The sequence below is a fragment of the Rhodoferax sp. genome, from assembly GCF_030653815.1.
In the GTDB taxonomy this organism is placed as follows: Bacteria; Pseudomonadota; Gammaproteobacteria; order Burkholderiales; family Burkholderiaceae_C; genus Rhodoferax.
In genome coordinates, this window is sequence record NZ_JAURYQ010000017.1 from 12,406 (window position 1) to 33,780 (window position 21,375).

Annotated in this window: 20 protein-coding genes, 1 tRNA gene and 1 riboswitch; of the genes, 17 read left to right on the forward strand and 4 right to left on the reverse strand. The window is 57.7% G+C overall.

The window, feature by feature from the left end; genetic code table 11:
• Positions 1-32: 32 nt before the first annotated feature.
• The 16 genes from Q7U49_RS06190 (at position 33) to Q7U49_RS06265 (ending at position 13,388) form a co-directional block, all read left to right on the forward strand.
• The gene (locus Q7U49_RS06190; RefSeq protein ID WP_304763201.1) at positions 33-1,253 is read left to right on the forward strand and encodes an IscS subfamily cysteine desulfurase; all 1,221 of its coding nucleotides are present in this window, start codon (positions 33-35) and stop codon (positions 1,251-1,253) included.
• 13 nt (positions 1,254-1,266) lie between these two features.
• Positions 1,267-1,665, forward strand: coding sequence for a Fe-S cluster assembly scaffold IscU (gene iscU, locus Q7U49_RS06195; RefSeq protein ID WP_304763202.1), 399 nt, complete (start codon positions 1,267-1,269; stop codon positions 1,663-1,665).
• Between the two features lie 20 nt (positions 1,666-1,685).
• A complete protein-coding gene (gene iscA / locus Q7U49_RS06200; protein WP_296272760.1) occupies positions 1,686-2,009 on the forward strand; it encodes an iron-sulfur cluster assembly protein IscA in 324 nt (107 codons plus the stop codon).
• Positions 2,006-2,524 carry a Fe-S protein assembly co-chaperone HscB gene (gene hscB / locus Q7U49_RS06205; protein ID WP_304763204.1) on the forward strand — a complete coding sequence of 173 codons (519 nt, stop codon included), beginning with the start codon at positions 2,006-2,008 and terminating at the stop codon, positions 2,522-2,524. Before iscA ends, hscB begins: the two co-directional genes overlap by 4 nt.
• 82 nt (positions 2,525-2,606) lie before the next feature.
• Positions 2,607-4,463, forward strand: a complete 1,857-nt coding sequence (gene hscA / locus Q7U49_RS06210) for a Fe-S protein assembly chaperone HscA (RefSeq protein ID WP_304763205.1) — start codon at positions 2,607-2,609, stop codon at positions 4,461-4,463.
• A gap of 27 nt (positions 4,464-4,490) precedes the next feature.
• Positions 4,491-4,829 (forward strand): ISC system 2Fe-2S type ferredoxin, encoded by a 339-nt coding sequence (gene fdx, locus Q7U49_RS06215; protein ID WP_304763207.1) that lies wholly within the window; start codon positions 4,491-4,493, stop codon positions 4,827-4,829.
• A 12-nt stretch (positions 4,830-4,841) separates the two neighbouring features.
• Positions 4,842-5,570: a DNA polymerase III subunit epsilon gene (gene dnaQ, locus Q7U49_RS06220; RefSeq protein ID WP_304763209.1), complete on the forward strand. Its 729-nt coding sequence runs from the start codon at positions 4,842-4,844 to the stop codon at positions 5,568-5,570.
• A gap of 25 nt (positions 5,571-5,595) precedes the next feature.
• Positions 5,596-5,670, forward strand: a tRNA-Val gene (locus Q7U49_RS06225).
• Positions 5,671-5,759: 89 nt separating this feature from the next.
• On the forward strand, positions 5,760-6,242 hold the full coding sequence (locus Q7U49_RS06230) for a type II toxin-antitoxin system VapC family toxin (protein ID WP_304763210.1): 483 nt from the start codon (positions 5,760-5,762) through the stop codon (positions 6,240-6,242).
• Between the two features lie 96 nt (positions 6,243-6,338).
• The gene (locus tag Q7U49_RS06235; RefSeq protein ID WP_304763211.1) at positions 6,339-6,734 is read left to right on the forward strand and encodes a type IV pilin protein; all 396 of its coding nucleotides are present in this window, start codon (positions 6,339-6,341) and stop codon (positions 6,732-6,734) included.
• Positions 6,728-7,306: a type IV pilus modification protein PilV gene (gene pilV, locus Q7U49_RS06240; protein ID WP_304763213.1), complete on the forward strand. Its 579-nt coding sequence runs from the start codon at positions 6,728-6,730 to the stop codon at positions 7,304-7,306. The genes Q7U49_RS06235 and pilV overlap by 7 nt, the downstream gene beginning before the upstream one ends.
• On the forward strand, positions 7,306-8,484 hold the full coding sequence (locus tag Q7U49_RS06245; RefSeq protein ID WP_304763214.1) for a PilW family protein: 1,179 nt from the start codon (positions 7,306-7,308) through the stop codon (positions 8,482-8,484). The genes pilV and Q7U49_RS06245 overlap by 1 nt, the downstream gene beginning before the upstream one ends.
• The gene (locus tag Q7U49_RS06250) at positions 8,481-8,966 is read left to right on the forward strand and encodes a hypothetical protein (protein WP_304763215.1); all 486 of its coding nucleotides are present in this window, start codon (positions 8,481-8,483) and stop codon (positions 8,964-8,966) included. Before Q7U49_RS06245 ends, Q7U49_RS06250 begins: the two co-directional genes overlap by 4 nt.
• 24 nt (positions 8,967-8,990) lie before the next feature.
• On the forward strand, positions 8,991-12,140 hold the full coding sequence (locus Q7U49_RS06255; protein ID WP_304763217.1) for a pilus assembly protein: 3,150 nt from the start codon (positions 8,991-8,993) through the stop codon (positions 12,138-12,140).
• A gap of 62 nt (positions 12,141-12,202) precedes the next feature.
• Positions 12,203-12,715 (forward strand): GspH/FimT family pseudopilin, encoded by a 513-nt coding sequence (locus tag Q7U49_RS06260; protein ID WP_304763218.1) that lies wholly within the window; start codon positions 12,203-12,205, stop codon positions 12,713-12,715.
• 118 nt (positions 12,716-12,833) lie between these two features.
• Entirely contained in the window at positions 12,834-13,388 is a 555-nt protein-coding gene (locus Q7U49_RS06265) for a GspH/FimT family pseudopilin (RefSeq protein ID WP_304763219.1), read from the forward strand.
• Between the two features lie 8 nt (positions 13,389-13,396).
• Here the strand turns inward: Q7U49_RS06265 and Q7U49_RS06270 are convergent, their stop codons facing one another.
• The 4 genes from Q7U49_RS06270 to Q7U49_RS06285 form a co-directional block, all read right to left on the reverse strand.
• Positions 13,397-14,638: an ATP-binding protein gene (locus Q7U49_RS06270; RefSeq protein ID WP_304763221.1), complete on the reverse strand. Its 1,242-nt coding sequence runs from the start codon at positions 14,636-14,638 to the stop codon at positions 13,397-13,399.
• 75 nt (positions 14,639-14,713) lie between these two features.
• Positions 14,714-15,163: a transcriptional regulator NrdR gene (nrdR, locus tag Q7U49_RS06275; protein ID WP_304763223.1), complete on the reverse strand. Its 450-nt coding sequence runs from the start codon at positions 15,161-15,163 to the stop codon at positions 14,714-14,716.
• A 2-nt stretch (positions 15,164-15,165) separates the two neighbouring features.
• Complete coding sequence (gene glyA, locus Q7U49_RS06280) at positions 15,166-16,413, reverse strand: serine hydroxymethyltransferase (protein ID WP_304763225.1); 1,248 nt, start codon at positions 16,411-16,413, stop codon at positions 15,166-15,168.
• A gap of 30 nt (positions 16,414-16,443) precedes the next feature.
• Positions 16,444-16,573, reverse strand: a riboswitch (ZMP/ZTP riboswitch).
• 16 nt (positions 16,574-16,589) lie between these two features.
• On the reverse strand, positions 16,590-17,417 hold the full coding sequence (locus Q7U49_RS06285) for a lytic transglycosylase domain-containing protein (RefSeq protein WP_304763227.1): 828 nt from the start codon (positions 17,415-17,417) through the stop codon (positions 16,590-16,592).
• A 307-nt stretch (positions 17,418-17,724) separates the two neighbouring features.
• On the opposite strand from Q7U49_RS06285, the gene Q7U49_RS06290 reads away from it, so the two are divergent.
• Positions 17,725-21,360 (forward strand): DUF748 domain-containing protein, encoded by a 3,636-nt coding sequence (locus Q7U49_RS06290; RefSeq protein WP_304763228.1) that lies wholly within the window; start codon positions 17,725-17,727, stop codon positions 21,358-21,360.
• The last annotated feature ends 15 nt before the right edge of the window (positions 21,361-21,375 follow it).

The window sequence follows — 21,375 nt, forward strand, 5'->3', positions numbered from 1 at the left end:
TCCGTTTCGTTTATTCAGCAAGAGACTTCAACATGGACAGTACCCCCCATTTTCCCATTTACATGGACTACAGCGCCACCAACCCCTGCGATCAGCGGGTGGTGGATGCCATGATCCCCTGGCTCAGAAGCCATTTTGGCAACCCGGCGTCGCGCAGCCACGCCTGGGGCTGGGAGGCTGAAGCCGCGGTGGAAAACGCCCGCGAACAGGTCGCTGCCCTGATCGGTGCCGACCCGCGCGAGATTGTCTGGACCTCAGGCGCCACCGAGTCCAACAACCTGGCGCTCAAGGGTGCCGCGCATTTTTACCAGTCCAAGGGCAAACACATCATCACGGTCAAGACCGAGCACAAGGCCGTGCTCGACACCTGCCGCGAGTTGGAGCGCCAGGGCTTTGAGGTGACTTACCTTGATGTGCAATCCGACGGTCTCGTCAATCTGGACACCTTCAAGGCGGCCATTCGCCCCGACACCATCCTGGCCAGCGTGATGTATGTCAACAACGAAATCGGCGTGATTCAGGACGTGGCTGCCATTGGCGCCATTTGCCGCGAAAAGGGTGTGGTATTTCATGTGGATGCCGCGCAGGCCACCGGCCGTGTGGCTTTCGACATCAGCAAAATGCCCATCGATCTGATGAGCCTGACCGGCCACAAAACCTACGGTCCCAAGGGCATTGGTGCGCTGTTTGTGCGACGCAAGCCGCGCATCCGCATCGAGGCACAAATGCACGGTGGCGGTCACGAGCGCGGCATGCGCTCGGGCACGCTGCCCACGCACCAGATTGTGGGCATGGGCGAGGCCTACCGCATTGCCAAGGAAGAAATGGCCGCTGAACTGGTCAAGATCCAGGCGCTGCACGACCGCATGATTGCCGGCCTGGAGGGCGTGGAGCAGGTTTTCATCAACGGCCACCTGACCCAGCGGGTGCCGCACAACCTCAACATGAGCTTCAATTATGTTGAGGGCGAGTCACTGATCATGGGTATCAAGGGCTTGGCGGTGTCAAGCGGTTCGGCCTGTACCTCGGCCAGCCTCGAGCCCAGCTATGTGCTGCGCGCCCTGGGCCGCAGCGACGAGTTGGCGCACAGTAGCCTGCGCATGACGATTGGCCGCTGGACCACCGAAGAAGAAATTGATTATGCGGTGGCCACCATCAAGGAAAATGTGGCGCGCCTGCGCGAGCTCAGCCCGCTGTGGGACATGTACAAAGAAGGCATTGATATCAGCACCATTCAATGGGCTGCTCACTAAAGGAGAAATCAAAATGGCATATTCAGAAAAAGTGGTAGATCACTACGAAAACCCCCGCAATGTGGGTTCTTTTGACAAGGGCGACGACTCGGTGGGCACCGGCATGGTCGGTGCGCCGGCCTGCGGTGATGTCATGAAGTTGCAGATCAAGGTCAACCCCGAAACCGGTGTGATCGAAGACGCGCGCTTCAAGACCTACGGTTGCGGCTCGGCCATCGCCTCGTCGTCGCTGGTCACCGAATGGGTCAAGGGCAAGACGCTGGACCAGGCCGCTGCACTAAAAAACAGCGAGATTGCCGAAGAACTGGCGCTGCCACCTGTCAAAATCCACTGTTCCATTTTGGCTGAAGACGCCATCAAGGCGGCCGTTAACGACTACCGCCAAAAGCACGCCGAAGCGCAATCCGCATAAACGAAACCTACGAATTCATCATGGCTGTGACGCTGACAGAAGCCGCTTCCCGGCACATTACCCGCTATCTGAGCAAACGTGGCCAGGGTGTGGGTGTGCGACTGGGGGTCAAAACAACCGGGTGCTCCGGCATGGCCTACAAGCTGGAATACGTTGACGAGATCGGCCCGGAAGACATGGTGTTTGAAGGTTTCGGCGTCAAGGTGCTGGTGGATCCCAAGAGCTTTGCCTACCTGGACGGCACCGAGCTTGACTTCGTGCGCGAAGGCCTGAATGAAGGTTTTAAATTCAATAACCCAAAAGAGCGTGACCGCTGCGGATGCGGCGAGTCTTTTCGGGTGTGAATCTCCAATCTGACGATTTCGAGCTGTTCGGGTTGGCGCGGTCCTTTGCCCAGGACCGTGCCGCGCTGGATGCACGCTGGAAAGACCTGCAGCGTCAGGCCCACCCCGACAAGTTTACCGCTCAGGGCGCTGCGGCCCAGCGCATCGCCATGCAGTGGTCGGTACGCATCAACGAGGCTTACCAGCGCCTGAAAAATCCGCTCAAACGTGCCGCCTACCTGTGTGAATTACACGGTGCACCGGTCAATGCCGAAAACAACACCACCATGCCCGCGTCCTTTTTGATGCAGCAAATGCAGTGGCGCGAAGAGCTGGACGAGGCGCAGGGCGCGCAAGACCTGGAGCAGATCAACCAGCAATGCCGCCAGGCCGAACGCGATGTACTTCTTAAAATCGAGCAGTTGCTGGACCAGTCGCACGATTACCCCGGCGCCGTGGCGCAAGTCAGGGCGCTGATGTTCATCGAGCGCTTTGCAGCAGATGTCAACGACCGGCTTGACCAGATCGAAACTTAAGAATAACGAAAATTGCGTCAATACCCAAGCCGCGAGCTGTCATTGCGGACCTGATCCGCAATCCATCCTTACCCAACTGACCATGGCTTTACTCCAAATCTCCGAACCCGGGCAAACGCCCAATCCGCACGAGCGCCGCATTGCCATCGGCATTGACCTGGGCACCACGCATTCGCTGGTGGCCAGCGTGCGCCATGGCGTGGCCGAATGCCTGCCTGACGCCCAAGGGCGGGTGATTTTGCCGTCGGTGGTGCGTTACCTGGCGGGCGGCGGCCGTCAGATTGGCGACGATGCCGTGGTGGGTGGCGTGGGCGACCCCGAAAACACCATTGCTTCGGTGAAACGTTTCATGGGCCGCAGCCTGAAAGACGTGGTGCTGGCCGCCAAACTGCCCTACCATTTTGTTGACCACCCCGGCATGTTGGGCCTGCAAACCGTGCAGGGCGAGAAGTCTCCGGTGGAGGTGAGTGCCGACATCCTGGCCACGCTGCGCTACCGCGCCGAAGACACTTTTAATGACGACCTGTACGGCGCGGTCATCACGGTGCCGGCTTATTTTGACGATGCCCAGCGTCAAGCCACCAAGGACGCGGCGCAACTGGCTGGTCTGAACGTACTGCGCCTCATCAACGAACCCACCGCTGCAGCCATTGCCTACGGCCTGGACAACGCCAGTGAGGGCGTTTACGCGGTTTATGACCTGGGCGGCGGCACTTTTGACATCTCCATTCTCAAGCTCACCCAGGGCGTGTTTGAGGTAGTGGCCACCGGCGGCGACTCGGCCCTGGGGGGAGACGACTACGACCATGCGCTGGCCGACTGGGTGCTGGCGCAAACGGGTGCTGTTGTGGCGAATGCCACCGACAAAGCCGCACTAAAGGCCGCAGCACGCGCCTGCAAGGAAGCCTTGACGGATGCTGACACCGTGACTTTTCGCACCTTACTGAGCGGCGCAGAACTCAGCTTGGTTGTGACGCGCGCAGACTTCGAAGCCGCCACCCAAGCGCTCACCGCGCGCACCCTGCAGGCGGTGCGCAAGGCGCTGCGCGACGCCAAGTTGGCGGCCGACGAAGTCAAGGGCGTGGTGCTGGTGGGTGGCTCCACCCGCATGCCGCAGATCCAGCAGACGGTGAATGCCTTTTTTGGCCAGACGCCGCTGACCAACCTCAACCCCGACGAAGTGGTGGCGCTGGGCGCGGCCATTCAGGCGAACCAGCTGGCTGGCAACAACCCGGGCGGCGACCTGCTGCTGCTGGACGTGATTCCGTTGTCCCTGGGCATCGAGACCATGGGCGGCTTGGTGGAGCGCATCGTGCTGCGCAATGAGACCATTCCTACGGCCAAGGCGCAGGACTTCACCACTTATATCGACGGCCAGACCGCGCTGGCGCTGCATGTGGTGCAGGGCGAGCGTGACCTGGTGGCTGACTGCCGCAGCCTGGCGCGCTTTGAGCTGCGCGGCATCCCGCCGATGGTGGCCGGTGCAGCGCGCATTCGCGTCACCTTTACCGTGGATGCCGACGGCCTGTTGAGCGTGTCGGCGCGCGAGCAGGCCAGCGGCGTGGAGGCGCAAATTGCCGTCAAACCCTCCTACGGCCTGGCCGACGACCAGATTGCGCGCATGCTGCAGGAAAGCTTCACCACCGCCGAGGCCGACATGCAGGCCCGCGCCGTGACCGAGGCGCGCGTGGACGCCGACCGCATGATTCTGGCCACCGTGAGCGCGCTCCATGCTGATGGTGATTTGCTCGACGGTGCCCAGCGTGCCGACATCGACCGCCTGATGCAGGACGTGCAGGCCGCCCGTACACTGGAAGACGCCAAGGCGATCGAGGCCATCACGCTGACATTGGCCAAAGGCACCGAAGCCTTTGCCGCGCTGCGCATGAACCGTGGCATCCAGAAGGCCTTGTCCGGCAAGAATATTGCAACTATCTAACTTGCGGGTCAGACCACCCAATTAACTATGCCCATCATCAAAATCCTGCCCCACGCCGAATACTGCCCCCAGGGCGCCGAGCTGTCCGCCCCGGCGGGCACCTCCATTTGCGAAGCCCTGCTGGAGCACCACATCAACATCGAGCACGCCTGCGAAATGAGCTGCGCCTGCACCACCTGCCACGTCATCGTGCGCGAAGGCTTCGAGTCGCTGGCGCCGTCGGAAGAAGATGAGGACGACCTGCTGGACCAGGCCTGGGGTCTGCAACCCAACTCGCGCCTGAGTTGCCAAGCTATCCTGGCGCAGAAAAACCTGGTGATCGAGATTCCCAAATACTCGATTAACCACGCCAAGGAAAATCACTGATACCGTAGAGCCATGCGTCAAATCTTCCTCGACACAGAAACCACGGGCCTGTCAGCTGACAACGGCGACCGCATCATCGAGATCGGCTGTGTCGAGATGCTGCACCGCAAGCTCACCGGCAACAACCGCCACTTTTACGTCAACCCGGGGCGCGACAGCCACGAGGAAGCGCTCAAGGTGCACGGCATCACCACCGAATTCCTCAAGGACAAACCCAAGTTTGTCGAAGTGGCCCAGGACCTGCTGGACTACCTGAAAGACGCGCACGTGGTCATCCACAACGCGCCGTTCGATCTGGGTTTTTTGAACATGGAGCTGGCGCTCATCAAGCAGCCGCCGGTGAAAAGTGTGGTGGCCAGCATCACCGACACGCTCGTCATGGCCAAGGAGCTGTTTCCGGGTAAGCGCAACTCGCTCGACGCCCTGTGTGATCGCCTTGAGGTCGACAACTCGGGGCGCACGCTGCACGGCGCGCTGCTCGATGCCGAGCTGCTGGCCGACATGTACATCAACCTCACCCGTGGCCAGGATGCTCTGCTCATGGACGAGACCCCGACCACTGATGCCAACGGCGCATGTGTCACCGCGCTGGACCTGAGCCAGTTTGTGCTGCCGGTCATCTGCGCCAACGAGCAGGAACTGGCCGCGCACGAAGACGTTTTGAAGCAAATCGACAAGTCAAGCAATGCCAAGACACTTTGGCGCTCGCAAGAGCAAAAAACGCCAGAAACTGTGCCATAATTCGCGTCTTTCCTGAACAGGGAAAGGGCGGTTAGCTCAGGGGTAGAGCACTGCATTCACACTGCAGGGGTCACAAGTTCGAAACTTGTACTGCCCACCAAAAATACCAATTGAATCAAGCACTTAGCGGTAACGCTAGGTGCTTTTTTGTTGGCTGGACGGACAAAATACGGACAACCGCTTGTTTCAGTGGGCAAGGAGCACCCCAAAACAGCTTCAGTAGCAGCAAGTCTTTCAAAGTCTTTGGGGCCACAGCCGGGGATATATCAATTTCGTCGTTCCGAGTCTGGACAGTTGCGCGTAGGTGAACAACGTACAGATCTGGCTTTGCGCTTGCTGGAGCAATCGGTTCTTGGCTTTCTGACCATGGTGCAGCCGGGCCATTTTGTGGCTGAAGTGGCCGCTGTGTTGGCCCGACTCAAACCGACCGACGCGCACGACGACCTGGACGATTTTTTGAACATCAGCTTCAGCACTCTGGCCAGTCCTGAAATTTATGCCACGGCGTTGGACTTGGCCTTGCGCTATCGGCATCACCTGTTTGACACGCTCTACCATGCGGTGGCGCTAAACACCCCGGGCGCGGTGTTGGTCACAGCGGATGAGCGCTACTACAACAAAACCCGGCTTGAGGGGCAGATCAGCTTGCTGGCAGATTTCAGATTCCCATGACTCCCACCGCTTGTCTGCCCGACCTGCCCATTTGTCGGTGGCGCGCGCGGGGCGATAAGATCGGCGGGCAAAATCCATTTGAAGGCACCCAACTCCATGAACACCAGACAACAACGCGGCTTTACCCTGATTGAACTCATGATCACCGTGGCGGTGATCGGGATTCTGGCGGCGGTGGCTTACCCGTCTTATACGCAATATGTTATTCGAGCAAACAGGTCAGCAGCGCAGGCGCAAATGATGGACATAGCCAACCGACAGCAGCAGTTCTTGCTGGCTAACCGGGCCTATGTTTCTGAGACTGACACGCTTTGGACTAATAGCTATTCTTTGCCCTCTGAGGTGGATGCCAAATATAGCTACACCATCGCACCTGGTACGGGTACCGTCCCTTCTTTTGTAATTACTTTTACCCCCAAAGGCTCTCAGTCTAGCGATGGCGTGCTCACACTAAACAGCGAAGGGGCCAAAACTCCAATTGCCAAATGGTAGCGCCAGCACTCACCATTGCGCAGCGACGGCAGCGTGGGTCCTCGATGATCGAGGTGCTGGTCACACTCGTTATCGTCTCATTTGGTTTGCTCGGTTTGGCTGGACTTCAAACCCGCCTGCAAACGTCTGAAATGGAGTCATACCAGCGAAGCCAGGCATTGCTGCTCCTCAATGACATGGCGAACCGTATTACGACGAACCGCAGCAACGCAGCAGCCTACGTTTCTGGCGCAGACGTGGATAGTCCGTTGGGGGCAGGAATGAATTGCCCTACCTCTACTGCTTCGGTTGTTGAGGCCGATTTGCGCGAATGGTGCAACGCGCTACAAGGCGCGGGCGAGACGACTGGAGGCAACAATGTCGGTGCCATGATTGGCGGACGCGGATGCGTGGAAGACCTTGGCAGCGGCGAATACTTTATTACAGTTGCCTGGCAGGGTCTGATACCCATTGCTGCCCCGCCAGCTTCAGTCGCTTGTGGTGCGAATGGTTACGATACTGCGGGTTCCTCATGTGTCAACGATCTTTGTCGACGAACTGTGACAACGTTGGTGCGTATTGCGACATTGTGATGAACAAGCATTCCCGTCACATATTGCAAGCTGGCTTTACGCTGGTTGAGTTAATGGTGTCCATGGCCATCGGCCTGTTGATTGTGCTGGCGCTGATCACACTCCTCATCAACGTCAACCGCAATAACAGCGAAATGGCCAAGACCAATAGCCAGATTGAAAACGGCCGATTCGCCATCCAGTTGATTCAGAACGATCTGGTTCATGCTGGATTCTGGGGTGGTTTTGTTCCACAGTTTGACGACTTGACTTTTGAAACAGTTCCCAATGATGCCCCCAGCGCCACCGTCCCCGATCCCTGTCTAGCTTACTCGGCACCCTGGACGGCGGCCTACAAGAAAGACATTATTGGCATCTCACTCCAAGCTTATGGCACTACTCCGCCGTCAGGGGCAGGTTGTGTCACCAATTTCGCTACCAATAAAAAGGTCAATACCGATGTGCTGGTGGTGCGGCATGCCGAAACCTGTTTGCCCGGTGTGGGTAATTGCGAGGCCGACACTGCGGGCAAACTGTATTTGCAGGCATCGCTATGCGAACTGGAAAACGCCACACCGTACGTGCTAGATACCACGGGGTTCACGCTTCACAAGCGAACCTGTGTTGGAACCGGAACGCCGCCGGCCTTGCCCATCACGTCGACCGATTTTGCGGACAAACGCAAATTCATTTCCAATATCTATTACATCCGTGATTACGCCGTGACAGCCGGCGACGGCATACCCACCTTGATGCGGTCACAGTTTGACCTGGCTGCTGGCACGTTGGCGCATCAGGCCGCTGAACCCCTGATCGAAGGCATCGAAGGCTTTAGCGTGGAATTCGGAATCGACAGTGTTAGCGACTCCGGAGGCGCTGTGGTGCCAACTGCCGCCATCGTGTGGGCAGACCCAAGTGCCAAAACTTCACCCACCAATCGGGGCGACGGTAATCCCGAATACCCATTCGTGCAATGTACAGACGCTGTCCCTTGTACTGCTGCCCAGTTGGCCAATGTTGTTGCGGTCAAGCTGCATGTACTGGTTCGTGCCAGAGAGGTCTCACCCGGCTATACCGATACCAAAACCTACACCTTGGGCGCCACCACCCTAGGCCCTTTTAATGATCGCTTCAAACGCCATGCCTTTGCCACTACCGTGCGCCTGACCAATGTTGCCGGCAGACGGGAGACCCCATGAAACGGATCGTTCTGCCCCGCCGACAACGCGGCGCCACACTCGTTATCGGCCTCATCATGCTCGTAATCATTACGTTGATGGTGACGAGTGCCTTCATGATGAGCAATACCAACCTCAAATCCGTGGGCAATATGCAAATTCGGGAGGAAACAATTGCAGCAGCCAATGTGGCGATTGAGCAAGTTATAGCGTCACCCTTCACAAATGCACCAGTTGCAGAGTCGATTGATGTGGATATCAACAATGACGGCACCGTTGATTATGTGGTGGCCATTGCCGTCCCCACTTGCATTAGAGCCGTGGCCGTAGCAGGCACTCCTCCCCCAAGTAGCGTTGGTTTCATTGCGCCTGCAACAAATTTCACCACCAGCTGGGATATTGATGCCACGGTGATGGAAGCCGGAAGTGGTGCATCCGTTCGTGTGCATCAGGGTGTGCGTGTACTGCTTACGCAAGCCCAAAAAGATGCAGTCTGTCCGTAATTGGGCAATAGTTTGGAGTTCAATATGCACAACCATCTTTTTAAAAGAGTACTCGCTGCTGGCTTGCTTACGTTCACTCTGGTGGCGTCGGCGGAAGACATTGATCTGTTTGTGGGGGCGGATCCTGTTACTACCGAGGTGCCAAATGTGTTGATCATTATGGATAACACGGCTAATTGGAATACTGCATTTGACAATGAAATGGCTGCTTTGGCTGCCACTGTCGAAGCACTCCCGGCTGATAAATTCAGAGTAGGCATCATGTTTGCGAACGAAACGGGTAACCCTAACAATAACACACGTGGGGGATATGTGAGGGCAGCTATTCGTCTGCTAAATAGTGCTAACAAAACAACATATCAGAATTTGATTAATAGTTTTGAGAAGATAGGAGATGCAGGTAATGGTGGTATTGCAAGTTTGGTAATGGCTGAGGCGTATCGCTATTTTTCAGCTGGAACTCCATACGGCGGCAATGGAAAAGTAAAAACTGACTATATTGGAAATATTTCTGGTACGGCACAATCAAAAGCCATATATGCACTTTCTGGTAACGCGTTGGAGTCGTTCAATGATACAACGTATGTTTCCCCGATTGCTTCCGGTTGTCAAAAGAACTTCATTATTTATATTAGCAACGGTGCATCAAATGACAATACTTCTGTTTCCAATCAAGCCAGTTCCATGCTGACAGCTGCGGCAACGTCGTTGGGAATAACAGGAGCGACCATACCAATACCTATTTCACCGAGTGGGTCGCAGGATAATTTCAGCGATGAATGGGCTCGTTTTATGAAAAAAAGCGATCTAAACATCACTACCTACACGGTGGATGTGAATAAAGTTACGACCGGGCAAGGTCCTGGTTGGACAGCACTTCTGAAAAGTATGGCTGGGGTGAGTAGTGGAAAGTACTTTGATGTAAGCTCAGCTGCAAATGCAGGTCAAGAAATTAAAGATGCACTTGGGGATATTTTTTCAGAAATTCAGTCTGTTAATAGTGTATTTGCTTCTGTCAGTTTACCAGTTAGCGTAAGCACTCAAGGCACCTATTTAAATCAAGTTTATGTTGGAATGTTTAGGCCTGATCAAAATGCCTATCCGCGCTGGTCTGGTAATTTGAAGCAATACAAGATTGGGTTTATCAATGGTGTATTGAGGCTACAAGATGCTGACAGCAAAGACGCCAACAACAGTCAGACCGGCTTTATTACTGAGTGCGCACGCAGTTTTTGGACACCCAGTGTCTTGGATACTTATTGGACATTCAAGCCACAAGGGGACTGCATTACTATTGCAAATTCAGATGTTTCAAATTATCCGGACGGTAACATTGTAGAAAAAGGTGGACAGGGATTTACACGCCGGGCCTCCATTACCCGCACAGTTAAAACGTGCTCTTCAACTTTTGCATCTTGTACAAGTTTGACCGATTTTAATAACACTAATGTTACCCCGGGAATGCTTGGCCTTGGCGCAGAGGATACGACTGAGCGGGATAGTTTGATTAACTGGATGAAAGGCTTGGATGTAGCCGTACCTATTCCGAATCCTGATGGAATCGATGGCGATGAGAATGTCAACGGGATCACCTTGACTGAAATGCGCCCTTCAGTGCATGGTGATGTGGTGCACTCGAGGCCGGTTGCGATCAATTTTGGATCGGACGCTTCACCTCAGGTAGTCGTGTTTTATGGTGGCAACGACGGTATGTTGCGCGCAATCAATGGCAATCGTCCTGACAAACCAACGCCCAATATTGGTGCGGTCACCCCCGGCGGGGAATTGTGGGCCTTTGTTCCCCCCGAGTTTTATCGGCAAATCAAACGTATCCGTGACAACACGACGCAAATAAGCTTTCCTGGCAACACTTCGGGCACGCCTACGCCGCTGCCAAAACCTTATGGTATCGATGGACCAGTCTCGGCCTATCAGGGGAATGTCAGTGGAACGCCTAAAGCTTTCATTTTCGCTACGATGAGGCGCGGCGGGCGTGCGCTGTACGCTTTTGACGTGACGACGCCAGCAAGTCCTGCGCTTAAATGGAAAAAGGGTTGTCCTAATAATTTTTCTGCTTTAGGTACTGTGGACGACACGAATTGCAGCACAGGTTTTAGTGCCATTGGTCAAACATGGTCTACACCGCAAGTGATTAAGTCCAGTGGCTACGGGTCTGGAACTGCGCCTATGCTCATCATGGGTGGGGGCTATGACACCTGCCAGGATGCCGATTCGAACTCTTGCACAACTGCGAATAAGGGGAAAAGTGTTTATGTGATGGATGCGGATACTGGTACGCTGCTCAAGACGCTGACTACGGACCGCAGCGTGGTCGGTGATGTCTTTGTGGTGCCGGACGCGACTGGCTTGATCAAGTACGCTTATGCGACCGACTTGGGCGGTAATGTCTACCGTATTTCTGGCATTAACGCCAACACTCCCATAGGAGCTACAACGCCGGCGAACTGGACAATTACCAAGGTCGCCTCGCTTGGCGGTAGCGGTACTGCGGCTCGAAAATTCATGTTTTCCACCGATGTAGTCGAGGATGGTAATAATATTGGTACTTATTATCTGTTGGTGGGGTCAGGTGACCGTGAAAAGCCCTTGCTTGGTTACACGGCAACTTCGGCGGTAACCAACTATTTCTTCATGATAAAGGATAAGCCGACAGACGCCACCTGGTTGACATCGCAAAATGTTACCTGCGGCGCAGATGTGATCTGCTTGGCTTCATTGACACCGATATTGACCGGCACTAATCCGGAACAGACAGATCTGAATACTTCAAAAGGTTGGTATCTTGGTTTGCGTTCAACTGAGCAAGTGGTCACCAGCGCAGTCACACTTTTTGGCGTAGTGACATTCAGTACGCACCAGCCTGCCGTAGCCGTTGTGGGTTCTTGTGGTTCGAACTTGGGTGAGGCCCGTGTATATAACATCAATTACCTCAATGCTGCACCGGGTAGGGGAACTAGTCGCGATGCTGATCGTGCAGGAGATGGTTTGTCGACTAACCCTGTACTCGCCAGGGTCACGCTTGACGATGGAAGCACCGTAACTACAGTATTTGGCAGCAGCGGCGAGGGACCTATCCCGCCCGGTCCACCACCGCCCCCACCACCCGGTGCGAATCAGCCGAAGTCCCGAGTTTACTGGTACATCCAGAAATGATCTGCTCAATAAACAGGTTGCAAATTCCAAGAGGTCGTACGTTGAGTCAGAAAAGTAGGACGGTGGGAGTTGTCAATGACCTTGTGCATCGTCTTGAAGGAGGCTTCACCCTGATCGAACTCATGGTCACGGTCGCCGTACTTGGCGTGCTGGCAGCCCTAGCTGCACCATCTTTCAATGAAGCCATACTGAGCAACAAGCTGACTTCCTATGCCAACAGCTTTGTAGCAAGCGCGACGCTGGCCCGCAGTGAAGCAATCAAGCGTAACGTAATCGTCAAACTTTGTCGCTCGGCTGATGGCTTGACCTGCGCTAGCTCAGGCACTTGGCAACAGGGCTGGATTGTTTTGGGTGGGACTACCGTCATTCAACACCAACAAGCCCTCTCAACGGATTACCGGCTGACCGGGAACGTGTACAGCATCGATTTTCAGCCAATTGGTGCCGGTGCCACCGCCGCCAACTTGACGTTATGCAGGGCGACACCTTCTCCAGGCGGTCAGGAACGTGTCATCTCGATCAGCGCGACGGGGCGCGCATCCGTCAGTACCACCAGAACAGGCTCCTGTTCCTGACGCAAAATAAAAGCTACCGGCCCCCCAAATGGGGGATACCGCACACAAGCCCTGAGATGTAGTCTTCCCCCTCGCACCCGGCACAAGACCGGTCTGCCCACTCAGGGAGGAGACACCCATGGACAAGCGGTCTGCCAGTGCTGGTTTCACTTTGATCGAGTTGATGGTGGTGGTGGCCGTGGCCGCGTTGCTTCAGTCACTGGCGGCGCCCGCGTTCACGGGCATGGTCAACTCGATGCGTTTGACCGCGGCAGTCAATTCCCTTTTCACCAGTTTGTTGCTCGCGCGCAGTGAGGCCATCAAGCGCAATGGGCGTGCCGTGGTGTGCAAATCTGTCACTGGTGAAACCTGCGTGACCACCGGGGGCTGGCAGCAGGGCTGGATTGTGTTTCATGACGCCAACAACAACGCACGACGCGATGCGGGGGAGGTGATCGTGTCGCACCAGCAAGCCACACCGGCACCAATTATGCTGAATGGCAATGCCCCGCTGGTCAGTTACGTGTCTTACACCCCAATGGGGCAAACCGCCTACGCCTCGGGGGCTTTCCAGGCGGGGACACTCACCGTTTGTGTGGCTTCGTCAGACAGCCAGGAGGCGCGTCAGATCGTGATCAGCAGTGCAGGGCGGCCGCGTACCGTCAGGACGACGGTGGCCAAATGCCCGTTGTGATCAACGCCCTACTGACCCCATAAGCTTGATATTGGCACCGCCCAGATGCGATTTCCGAGCGGCAGGGTTTCCGTGCCATCGTAGAGGATTATGCCCAGCTTGAAGTGGTCGCCAGCAATACTGGCCAGCCGTTTGAGGCCGCGCAAATCGTTCGTTCCGACCGAGGCTGCTGCCTTGATCTCCACTCCCACCAATTGTCCGCCTGCGTTTTCCACCACCACATCCACCTCGAATTGATCGTGATCGCGGTAGTAGAGCAATTGGTAGTCACCCTCTGCGCTGGTAGCGTGCTTGAGTATTTCCCCGTAAACGAAGGTTTCCAACACATGACCAAAGCGGCTGCGATCTTGTGCGGCTGTGGCTGGCGTGAGATCAATCAGGGCGGACAGCAGGCCTGAATCTATGAACTGTACCTTGGGAGTTTTCACCACCCGGTTGAGTCGGTTGCTGGCCCAAACTTCGACTCTCTTGAGTAAGTACATCTGCTCAAACACACTGACATAGCGGGCTGCCGTTTTGTGATCCAGCCCAACCTGGCCGCCCAATTGGGTGTAGTTGCACATCTGACCTGAGACCTGCGCCAAGGCCTGTAAAAAACGAGGCAGTTGGTCAAGCCGGTCAACGCCTGTCACATCGCGCACGTCACGTTGGATGATGGCATCGATGTACTGGCGGGCCCAAGCGGTGCGGCGGCGTGGCGTGGCGCGCGAGACCGCTTCCGGATAACCGCCACGCAACACTGCTTCGACCAGCGCTTCACCGACGATTGGGGTGGACACTTTTGGGACAACTCCGGCAAAGGCGCTGTCCAGCCAGTTGAGCGTGGTGCCATGCATTTCGCTTTGCGACAGAGGTAGCAAAGTTAAGGTTTCCATTCGCCCGGCCAGCGAATCTGCCACGCTGGGCAGCGTCATTAAGTTGGCCGATCCGGTCAGCAGGAAGCGCCCAGGGCGTCGATCTTCATCAACAGTCTTCTTGATGGCCAGCAGCAGTTGCGGGGCACGCTGGATTTCATCAATAATGGCCCTATCTAGGTTGCGAATCGTTCCTACGGGGTCTTCCTTGGCCGCCAACCGGGTCAACTCATCATCAAGCGTGAGGTAGCGTCGCTCCTGGTTCGCCATCTGGCGTACCAACGTGGTTTTTCCGGCCTGTCTTGGACCCGCGATCATGACGACGGGCGTGTCTGTGAGTGCCTCGGCAACTCGCGCCGTTATGAGCCGTGAATAGAGTGGGGTTGGGGTGTTCATGATTGCACATGGTACCGTGCAATTGGGAATCAATCAACGTAAATCAGGGAATCTAAAGCCGTGTAATTGGGAATATTACCGCCCAACCTCATCCACCAGTGTCCTGAAGTCGTCGATGTCTTCAAAGCTGCGGTAGACGCTGGCAAAGCGCACGTAGGCCACTTTGTCGAGCTTTTTCAGCTCGTACATCACCAGTTCGCCAATGCGGGTGGACAGCACTTCGCGCAGGCCCAGGTTGAGCAGTTTTTCTTCGATGCGCTCCACCGCGCCGTCCACCTGCTCGGTGCTCACCGGGCGCTTGCGCAGTGCCAGTTTCATGGAGGCCAGCAGTTTGGCGCGCTCGTATTCGATGCGGCGGCCGTCTTTTTTGACGATGGCCGGAAAGTTCACCTCCGGGCGCTCGTAGGTGGTAAAGCGCTTGTCGCACGAAGCGCAGCGCCGCCGCCGCCGTATGAAGCCCCCGTCCTCAGAAACCCGGGTTTCCACCACTTGGGTTTCCGGATGGCTGCAGAAGGGGCATTTCATGACTAGGCAGAGTACACCGGGAAGCGCGAGGTCAAGGCATGGACCTTGGCGCGCACGGCGGCGATGTTGGTCTCGTCACGCGGGTTGTCCAGCACGTCGGCGATCAGATGGGCGGTCAGGCGTGCCTCTTCGTCCTTGAAGCCGCGCGTGGTCATGGCCGGGGTGCCCACGCGCACGCCGCTGGTCACCATGGGTTTTTCGGGGTCGTTGGGAATGGCGTTCTTGTTGATGGTCATGTGCGCCGCACCCAGCACCGCCTCGGCTTCCTTGCCGGTGATCTTTTTGGAGCGCAAGTCCACCAGCATCACGTGGCTTTCGGTGCGGCCGCTGACAATGCGCAGGCCGCGCTCGGTCAGGGTTTCGGCCACGATGCGCGCGTTGGTCAGCACCTGTTGCTGGTAGAGCTTGAAGTCGGGTTGCAGCGCTTCCTTGAAAGCCACGGCCTTGGCTGCAATCACATGCATCAGCGGGCCGCCTTGCAGGCCGGGGAAAATGGCGCTGTTGATGGCTTTCTCGTGCTGCGACTTCATCAAAATGATGCCGCCGCGCGGGCCGCGCAGGCTCTTGTGGGTGGTGCTGGTGACCACGTCGGCGTGCGGCACCGGGTTGGGGTAGACACCGGCCGCGATCAGGCCGGCGTAATGCGCCATGTCGACCATAAAGATGGCGCCGACGTCTTTGGCCACCTTGGCAAAGCGCTCAAAGTCAATGCGCAGGCTGTAGGCACTGGCGCCGGCAATGATCAGCTTGGGTTTGGACTCATGCGCCTTGCGCTCCATGGCGTCGTAGTCAATGGCTTCGTTGGCGTCCAGGCCATAAGAGACCACATTGAACCACTTGCCGCTCATGTTCAGCGCCATGCCGTGCGTCAGGTGGCCGCCCTCGGCCAGGCTCATGCCCATGATGGTGTCACCAGGCTTCAAAAACGCCAGAAAGACGGCTTCGTTGGCCGAGGCGCCGCAGTGCGGCTGCACGTTGGCGGCTTCAGCGCCAAAGAGTTGCTTGACGCGGTCCAGCGCCAGTTGCTCGGCAATGTCGACAAACTCGCAGCCGCCGTAATAGCGCTTGCCGGGGTAGCCTTCGGCGTACTTGTTGGTGAGCTGGGTGCCCTGTGCGGCCATGACGGCGGGCGAGGCATAGTTTTCGCTGGCGATCAGCTCGATGTGGTCTTGCTGGCGCTGGTTTTCAGATTGGATGGCGGCAAACAGCTCGGGGTCGGTTTGCTCGATGAGGATGTTTCGGTTGAACATGTCAGTCCTTGAAGGCGTGGGGCTTACGGGTTGAGGTGCCCAGGCGAACGGCTGATCACAAAACCTGTCAAGGTCCTGCGGCACGCTCCCCCGTGGTGTTCCCACTTCGGCAACGTGTCCCGTCACAGGGTGTTGCCTATCGCCAGTCGCGTACTGTCTGATTTTAGCTGAGGTCCTCAGCCCATGGCCAGGGTGGCTGCTTTGTCTGGCGTGGCTGCGGGTGCTTCCGGTGCGGGTGGGGGCAGCGTCGCCTTGGTCAATGTGGGAGCCGCATTGGCTCGCGGCACTGCGCGACCCTGGGCGACCTGTTGCAGTCGGGTGTATTCGGCCATGACTTTGGAGGCATAGCCGCCGTCGGTTTCCATATTGGCGGCGCCAACATAGTATTTGAGGCCCCCTTCAACCGAACCCGCCATGCGTATGCAGTCTTGCAACACTTTCACGCCAACATGCAGGTTGGCCAGTGGGTCAAAGGCGGCAAATTTGCCACCAAAGCTCTGGTACTTGTCGCTGTGGATCTTGGTCATGACCTGCATCAGGCCTTGCGCGCCCACAGAGCTTTGGGCAAACGGGTTAAAGCCGGATTCAACGGCCATCACGGCCAGGATCAGCGTGGGGTCAATCTTGACGCGCGCGCCAATGCTGTAGGCCTCGGACACCAGGGCGCTGATGGGCTCCGGTGCCACACGGTATTTTTTGCTCAACCAGAACGCCACGGCGGCCTGCTGTTTGGGCAGTTCCTTGGGGTCGGCTGCGGTGGCGCGGTCGATGGCGACCAGGTCGCTGACCATGCCGCTCACTTCTTGCTGGCGCTCCTGCAACCAGCTGAAAAGCTTGATTTCGCCCACCTGGCGCAGCTCGGGGCGTGCCACCAGGGCCATGGCGGCAAATAAAACAGCCAGGCCAATCAGGGCAAAACTGTTGTGGGTCAGTTGAAAAAAGCCTTTGGTCACGGCTGCCGTGGCTTGCCGTAGGCTGGAACTCATGTTGTTAGACGCTGTCATAGCTTCTCCTTCTTGCGCGAGGGTTGATGTCACTTGAAGAGCTGGCTTCAAGCGGATCAATGATCCAGGCATGGGTTGTTACGCTATCAAGATCCTGCGGATTCTGGCCCGTTGGTGCAGAGATTTGATGTTGCCGGGGTCGGCAGCGGGTGAGGGTTTTCCCTTGATTTTGTCAAGGTCGCCGGATTCTAGGGGGACTGGATATACCAAGTCAACCATAAGAAATAGGTTTTATATTCTAAAAAGAAATTGTAAATTTTGTTTTCATGTGCTTTATCAGCCTTGAAACGAGGCGGAAAATACACTGATGGACGTTCAAAAGCTTCATCATTCCAAGTGGCTGCGCCGTCTGGCAGTGGCGCTGGCCGCCGTGCTGCTCTTGTGGGGATTGGCTTGGCTGGCGCTGCCGCCCTGGCTCAAGACGCAGCTGGAAACCCGGCTGGGTGAACAGCTCGGGCGCCCGGTGAGTCTGGGGCAGATCGAGTTCAAGCCCTGGTCTCTGGAGCTCACTGTCCATGACTTCAAAATTGCGCAGGCGGGGGCTGGCGCAGGGGCTGTGCCGCAGTTGTTTGTGAAGCGTCTTTATTTAGATGCCGAACTGCAGTCCTTGCTGAAGTGGGCCCCCGTGGTGGACGCCATCACCCTGGAAGCGCCGCAGTTGCGGCTGACGCACTTGGGACAGGGACGTTATGACCTTGACGACGTGATGGACCGCTTGGCCACCAAGCCCAGCACGCCAGCGTCGGACCCGCTGCGGTTTGCCCTGTACAACCTGGTGCTGGCCGACGGTGCGATTGAATTCACCGACGCGCCGCATCAAAAAACACACCAGCTCAGCCAGCTCCAGATCAAGCTGCCGTTCCTGAGCAATCTGGCCACGCAACGTGACGTGGTGGTGGTTCCGCAGCTGGCGTTTGCACTCGATGGCAGCCGCTTTGACTCGGCGGCGCAAAGCACGCCGTTCGCCCAAAGCCAGAAGACCGCACTCAGCCTGAAAGTGTCCAAACTCGACTTGGCTCCGTATCTGGGCTACCAACCGGCCAGTCTGCCCTTGCGCTTGACGTCGGCGGTGCTGGATGCCGACCTTAAGCTGGCGTTTGAGAAGACGTCGGAAGCCAGCGTGCGGCTGGAGGGCCAGATTCAGGCCAGCCAGGTCACATTGGTGTCGAACGCGGCAGGCAACGCAAGCCCGTCGCCTGATTTGCTTGCGTTCAGTCAGCTCACGCTCGAATTGAAAGATGTGCAACCCCTGCTGCAAAACGTGCAATTGGCCAGCCTGACCCTGTCCGAGCCGCGCCTGAGTTTGACGCGCGACCGGGCCGGTCGGCTCAATTGGCTGGCGCTGCTGCCACCTGCCAAGGCCTCCCCGGCGACCGCTGACAAGGCGGCCAAGCCCTGGAAAGTCAGCCTCGACCAATTGACTGTGCAGGGTGGCCAGGTGCTGTGGCAAGATGCCAGCATCGCCGCGCCCGGCCGCCTGCAGCTAAGCGCGCTGGACGTGAGCGCGTCTGCCTTCAAATGGCCCATGACGGACGCGATGCCCTTTGAAGGGCAGGCCCGGTTCGACGGCGCCAGCCTCGCTTTCAAGGGCAGCACCAACGCGCAAAGCATGCAGCTCAGCGCACAGCTGGCTGACTTGCCGCTGGCGGTGGCTGCGCCTTACCTGGCTGAAGTGCTGCAGCCGCGCCTCGATGGGATATTGAACACGGCGCTGAACCTGCACTGGCAGGCTCCCGTGCAGGCAGGGCAAGCGCAGCAACTTGAAGTCCAGTTGCCACAGTTGACGCTGGACCAGTTGACTCTGGCACCCGTCCAGCGCGGCAAGGCCGGTAAAACGTCGCTGGCGAGCATCAAGCAACTGCAACTGCGTGACGTGACGATTGATGTTACCGGGCGCAGCGCCAGTCTGGGCCAGATCAGCGTCAGCCAGCCGCAAACCCGTGTGCTGCGGGCCGCCAATGGGCGCTGGATGTTCGAAGACTGGCTCAAAGCCCAGCCGCCTCAAGCGCGTACTGTGGGCGCTGCGGCCGTCAAGTCATCCGCCAGCAAGCCCTGGACGCTCGCCGTGCAACAACTCGACGTGCAAAACGGACTGCTGGGCTTTGTCGACCAGTCGGGCGACAAGCCGGTGAGCATCAATGGGTCGGCCATCGCGCTGCAGCTCAAAAACTTTTCAACGGTCAAGGGCAAGAGTTTCGGCCTGAACCTGGCTGCGCGCGTGCAGCAGGGCCGCAACGAGGCTGGTCGCCTGGCTTGGCGTGGCTCGGGCAAATTGACGCCACTGCAAATTCAGGGGCAGTTGACGGCGCAGCGTCTGCCGCTGCATGCGCTCGAGCCTTATTTGACTGAGCAGCTCAACGTGGAACTGCTGCATGCCGATGCCAGCTTCCAAGGCCAGGTCAACTTTGCCCAGCAGCCCGGTGGTATGCGGCTGAAAGTGCAGGGCGACACCAGCTTTGAAGACTTTCGGGCCAACACCCTGGCGCAGGCGCAGCCTTTTGTGCCGGGTGAGGACTTGTTGAACTGGAAAGCCCTGAGCCTGCGCGGCTTGTCACTGGAGCTGGCACCGGGCGTGGCGACCCGGTTCGACGTCAAGGAAACGGTGCTCAGTGATTTTTATGCCCGCCTGATCCTCAGCCCGGCGGGTCGCTTCAACTTGCAGGACGTGCTCAAACCCGCCGCGCCTTCCTCCACGGTGGCCGACGCGCCGGCGGTATCCGCTTCGGCGCCGGAGTTGTCTGCCGTGGTGAATTTTGGCCCGGTCAGTTTGCTGGGTGGCCGGGTGGACTTCAGCGACCGTTTCATCCAGCCCAACTACTCGGCTGATCTGACCGAGCTCACCGGCAAGCTCAGCGCGTTTTCGTCGCAGGCGCCCAACGGCGCGGTGCAGCTGGCCGACATGGAACTGCACGGACGCGCCCAGGGGACGGCCTCGCTGGAGGTGCTGGGCAAAATAAATCCACTGGTCAAGCCGCTCGCGCTCGACATCACGGGCAAGGTGCGCGACTTGGAGTTGCCCCCGCTGTCCCCCTATTCGGCCCGCTATGCCGGTTACGGCATTGAGCGCGGCAAGCTCAGTGTCGACATCAACTACCAGGTGCAGCCCGACGGCCGGCTTTCGGCCAACCACAAGATCGTGCTGAATCAGCTCAAGTTTGGCGATGCCGTGCCGGATGCCAAGGACACCTTGCCGGTCAAGCTTGCGGTGGCGCTGCTGGCCGACCGCCATGGCGTCATTGACATCAACCTGCCGGTCAGTGGCTCGCTGAGCGACCCGCAGTTTCGTATCGGGCCGATTGTGTTCAAGCTGATCGTCAATCTGATCGTGAAAGCCATTACTGCGCCGTTTTCCCTGCTGGCCAGCGCGCTGGGCGGCGGCGGTGAAGAACTGAGCATGGTCAACTTTGCGCCCGGCAGCGCCAGCCTGAGCCCGGAGGCCCGTACCGGGCTCGACAAGGTCGCCAAGGCGCTGCTGGAGCGCCCGGCACTGAGCATGACGGTGGTGGGCAGTGCCAGCCTGGCGCATGAGCGCGATGCATACAAGCGGGCACAGTTGCAGGCGCTGGTGCTGGCTGAAAAGCGGCGTGGTGCGGTGTTGGATGGTGCCACGGCGGAAGACGCCAGGGCGCTTGCCGTGTCAGCGCAAGACTACCCGGTGCTGCTCAAGGCGGTTTACAAGCGGGCTGACTTTCCCAAGCCGCGCAACCTGATCGGGCTGGCCAAGGACATCCCGGTACCGGAAATGGAAGCCTTGCTGCTGGCCAACCTGAGCGTGACCGAAGCGGCCATGCGGGCGCTGGCCGAGCAACGGGGCGTGGCGGTGCGCGACTACCTGGCCAGCCTCAAGCTGCCCATGGAACGCCTGTTTCTGGGCGCCACCAAAGCCGCGCCGGAGGATGCCAAATGGCAGCCCCGGGCCGAGCTCAATCTGGCCACCCAATAGCGTGGCAAATTGTTT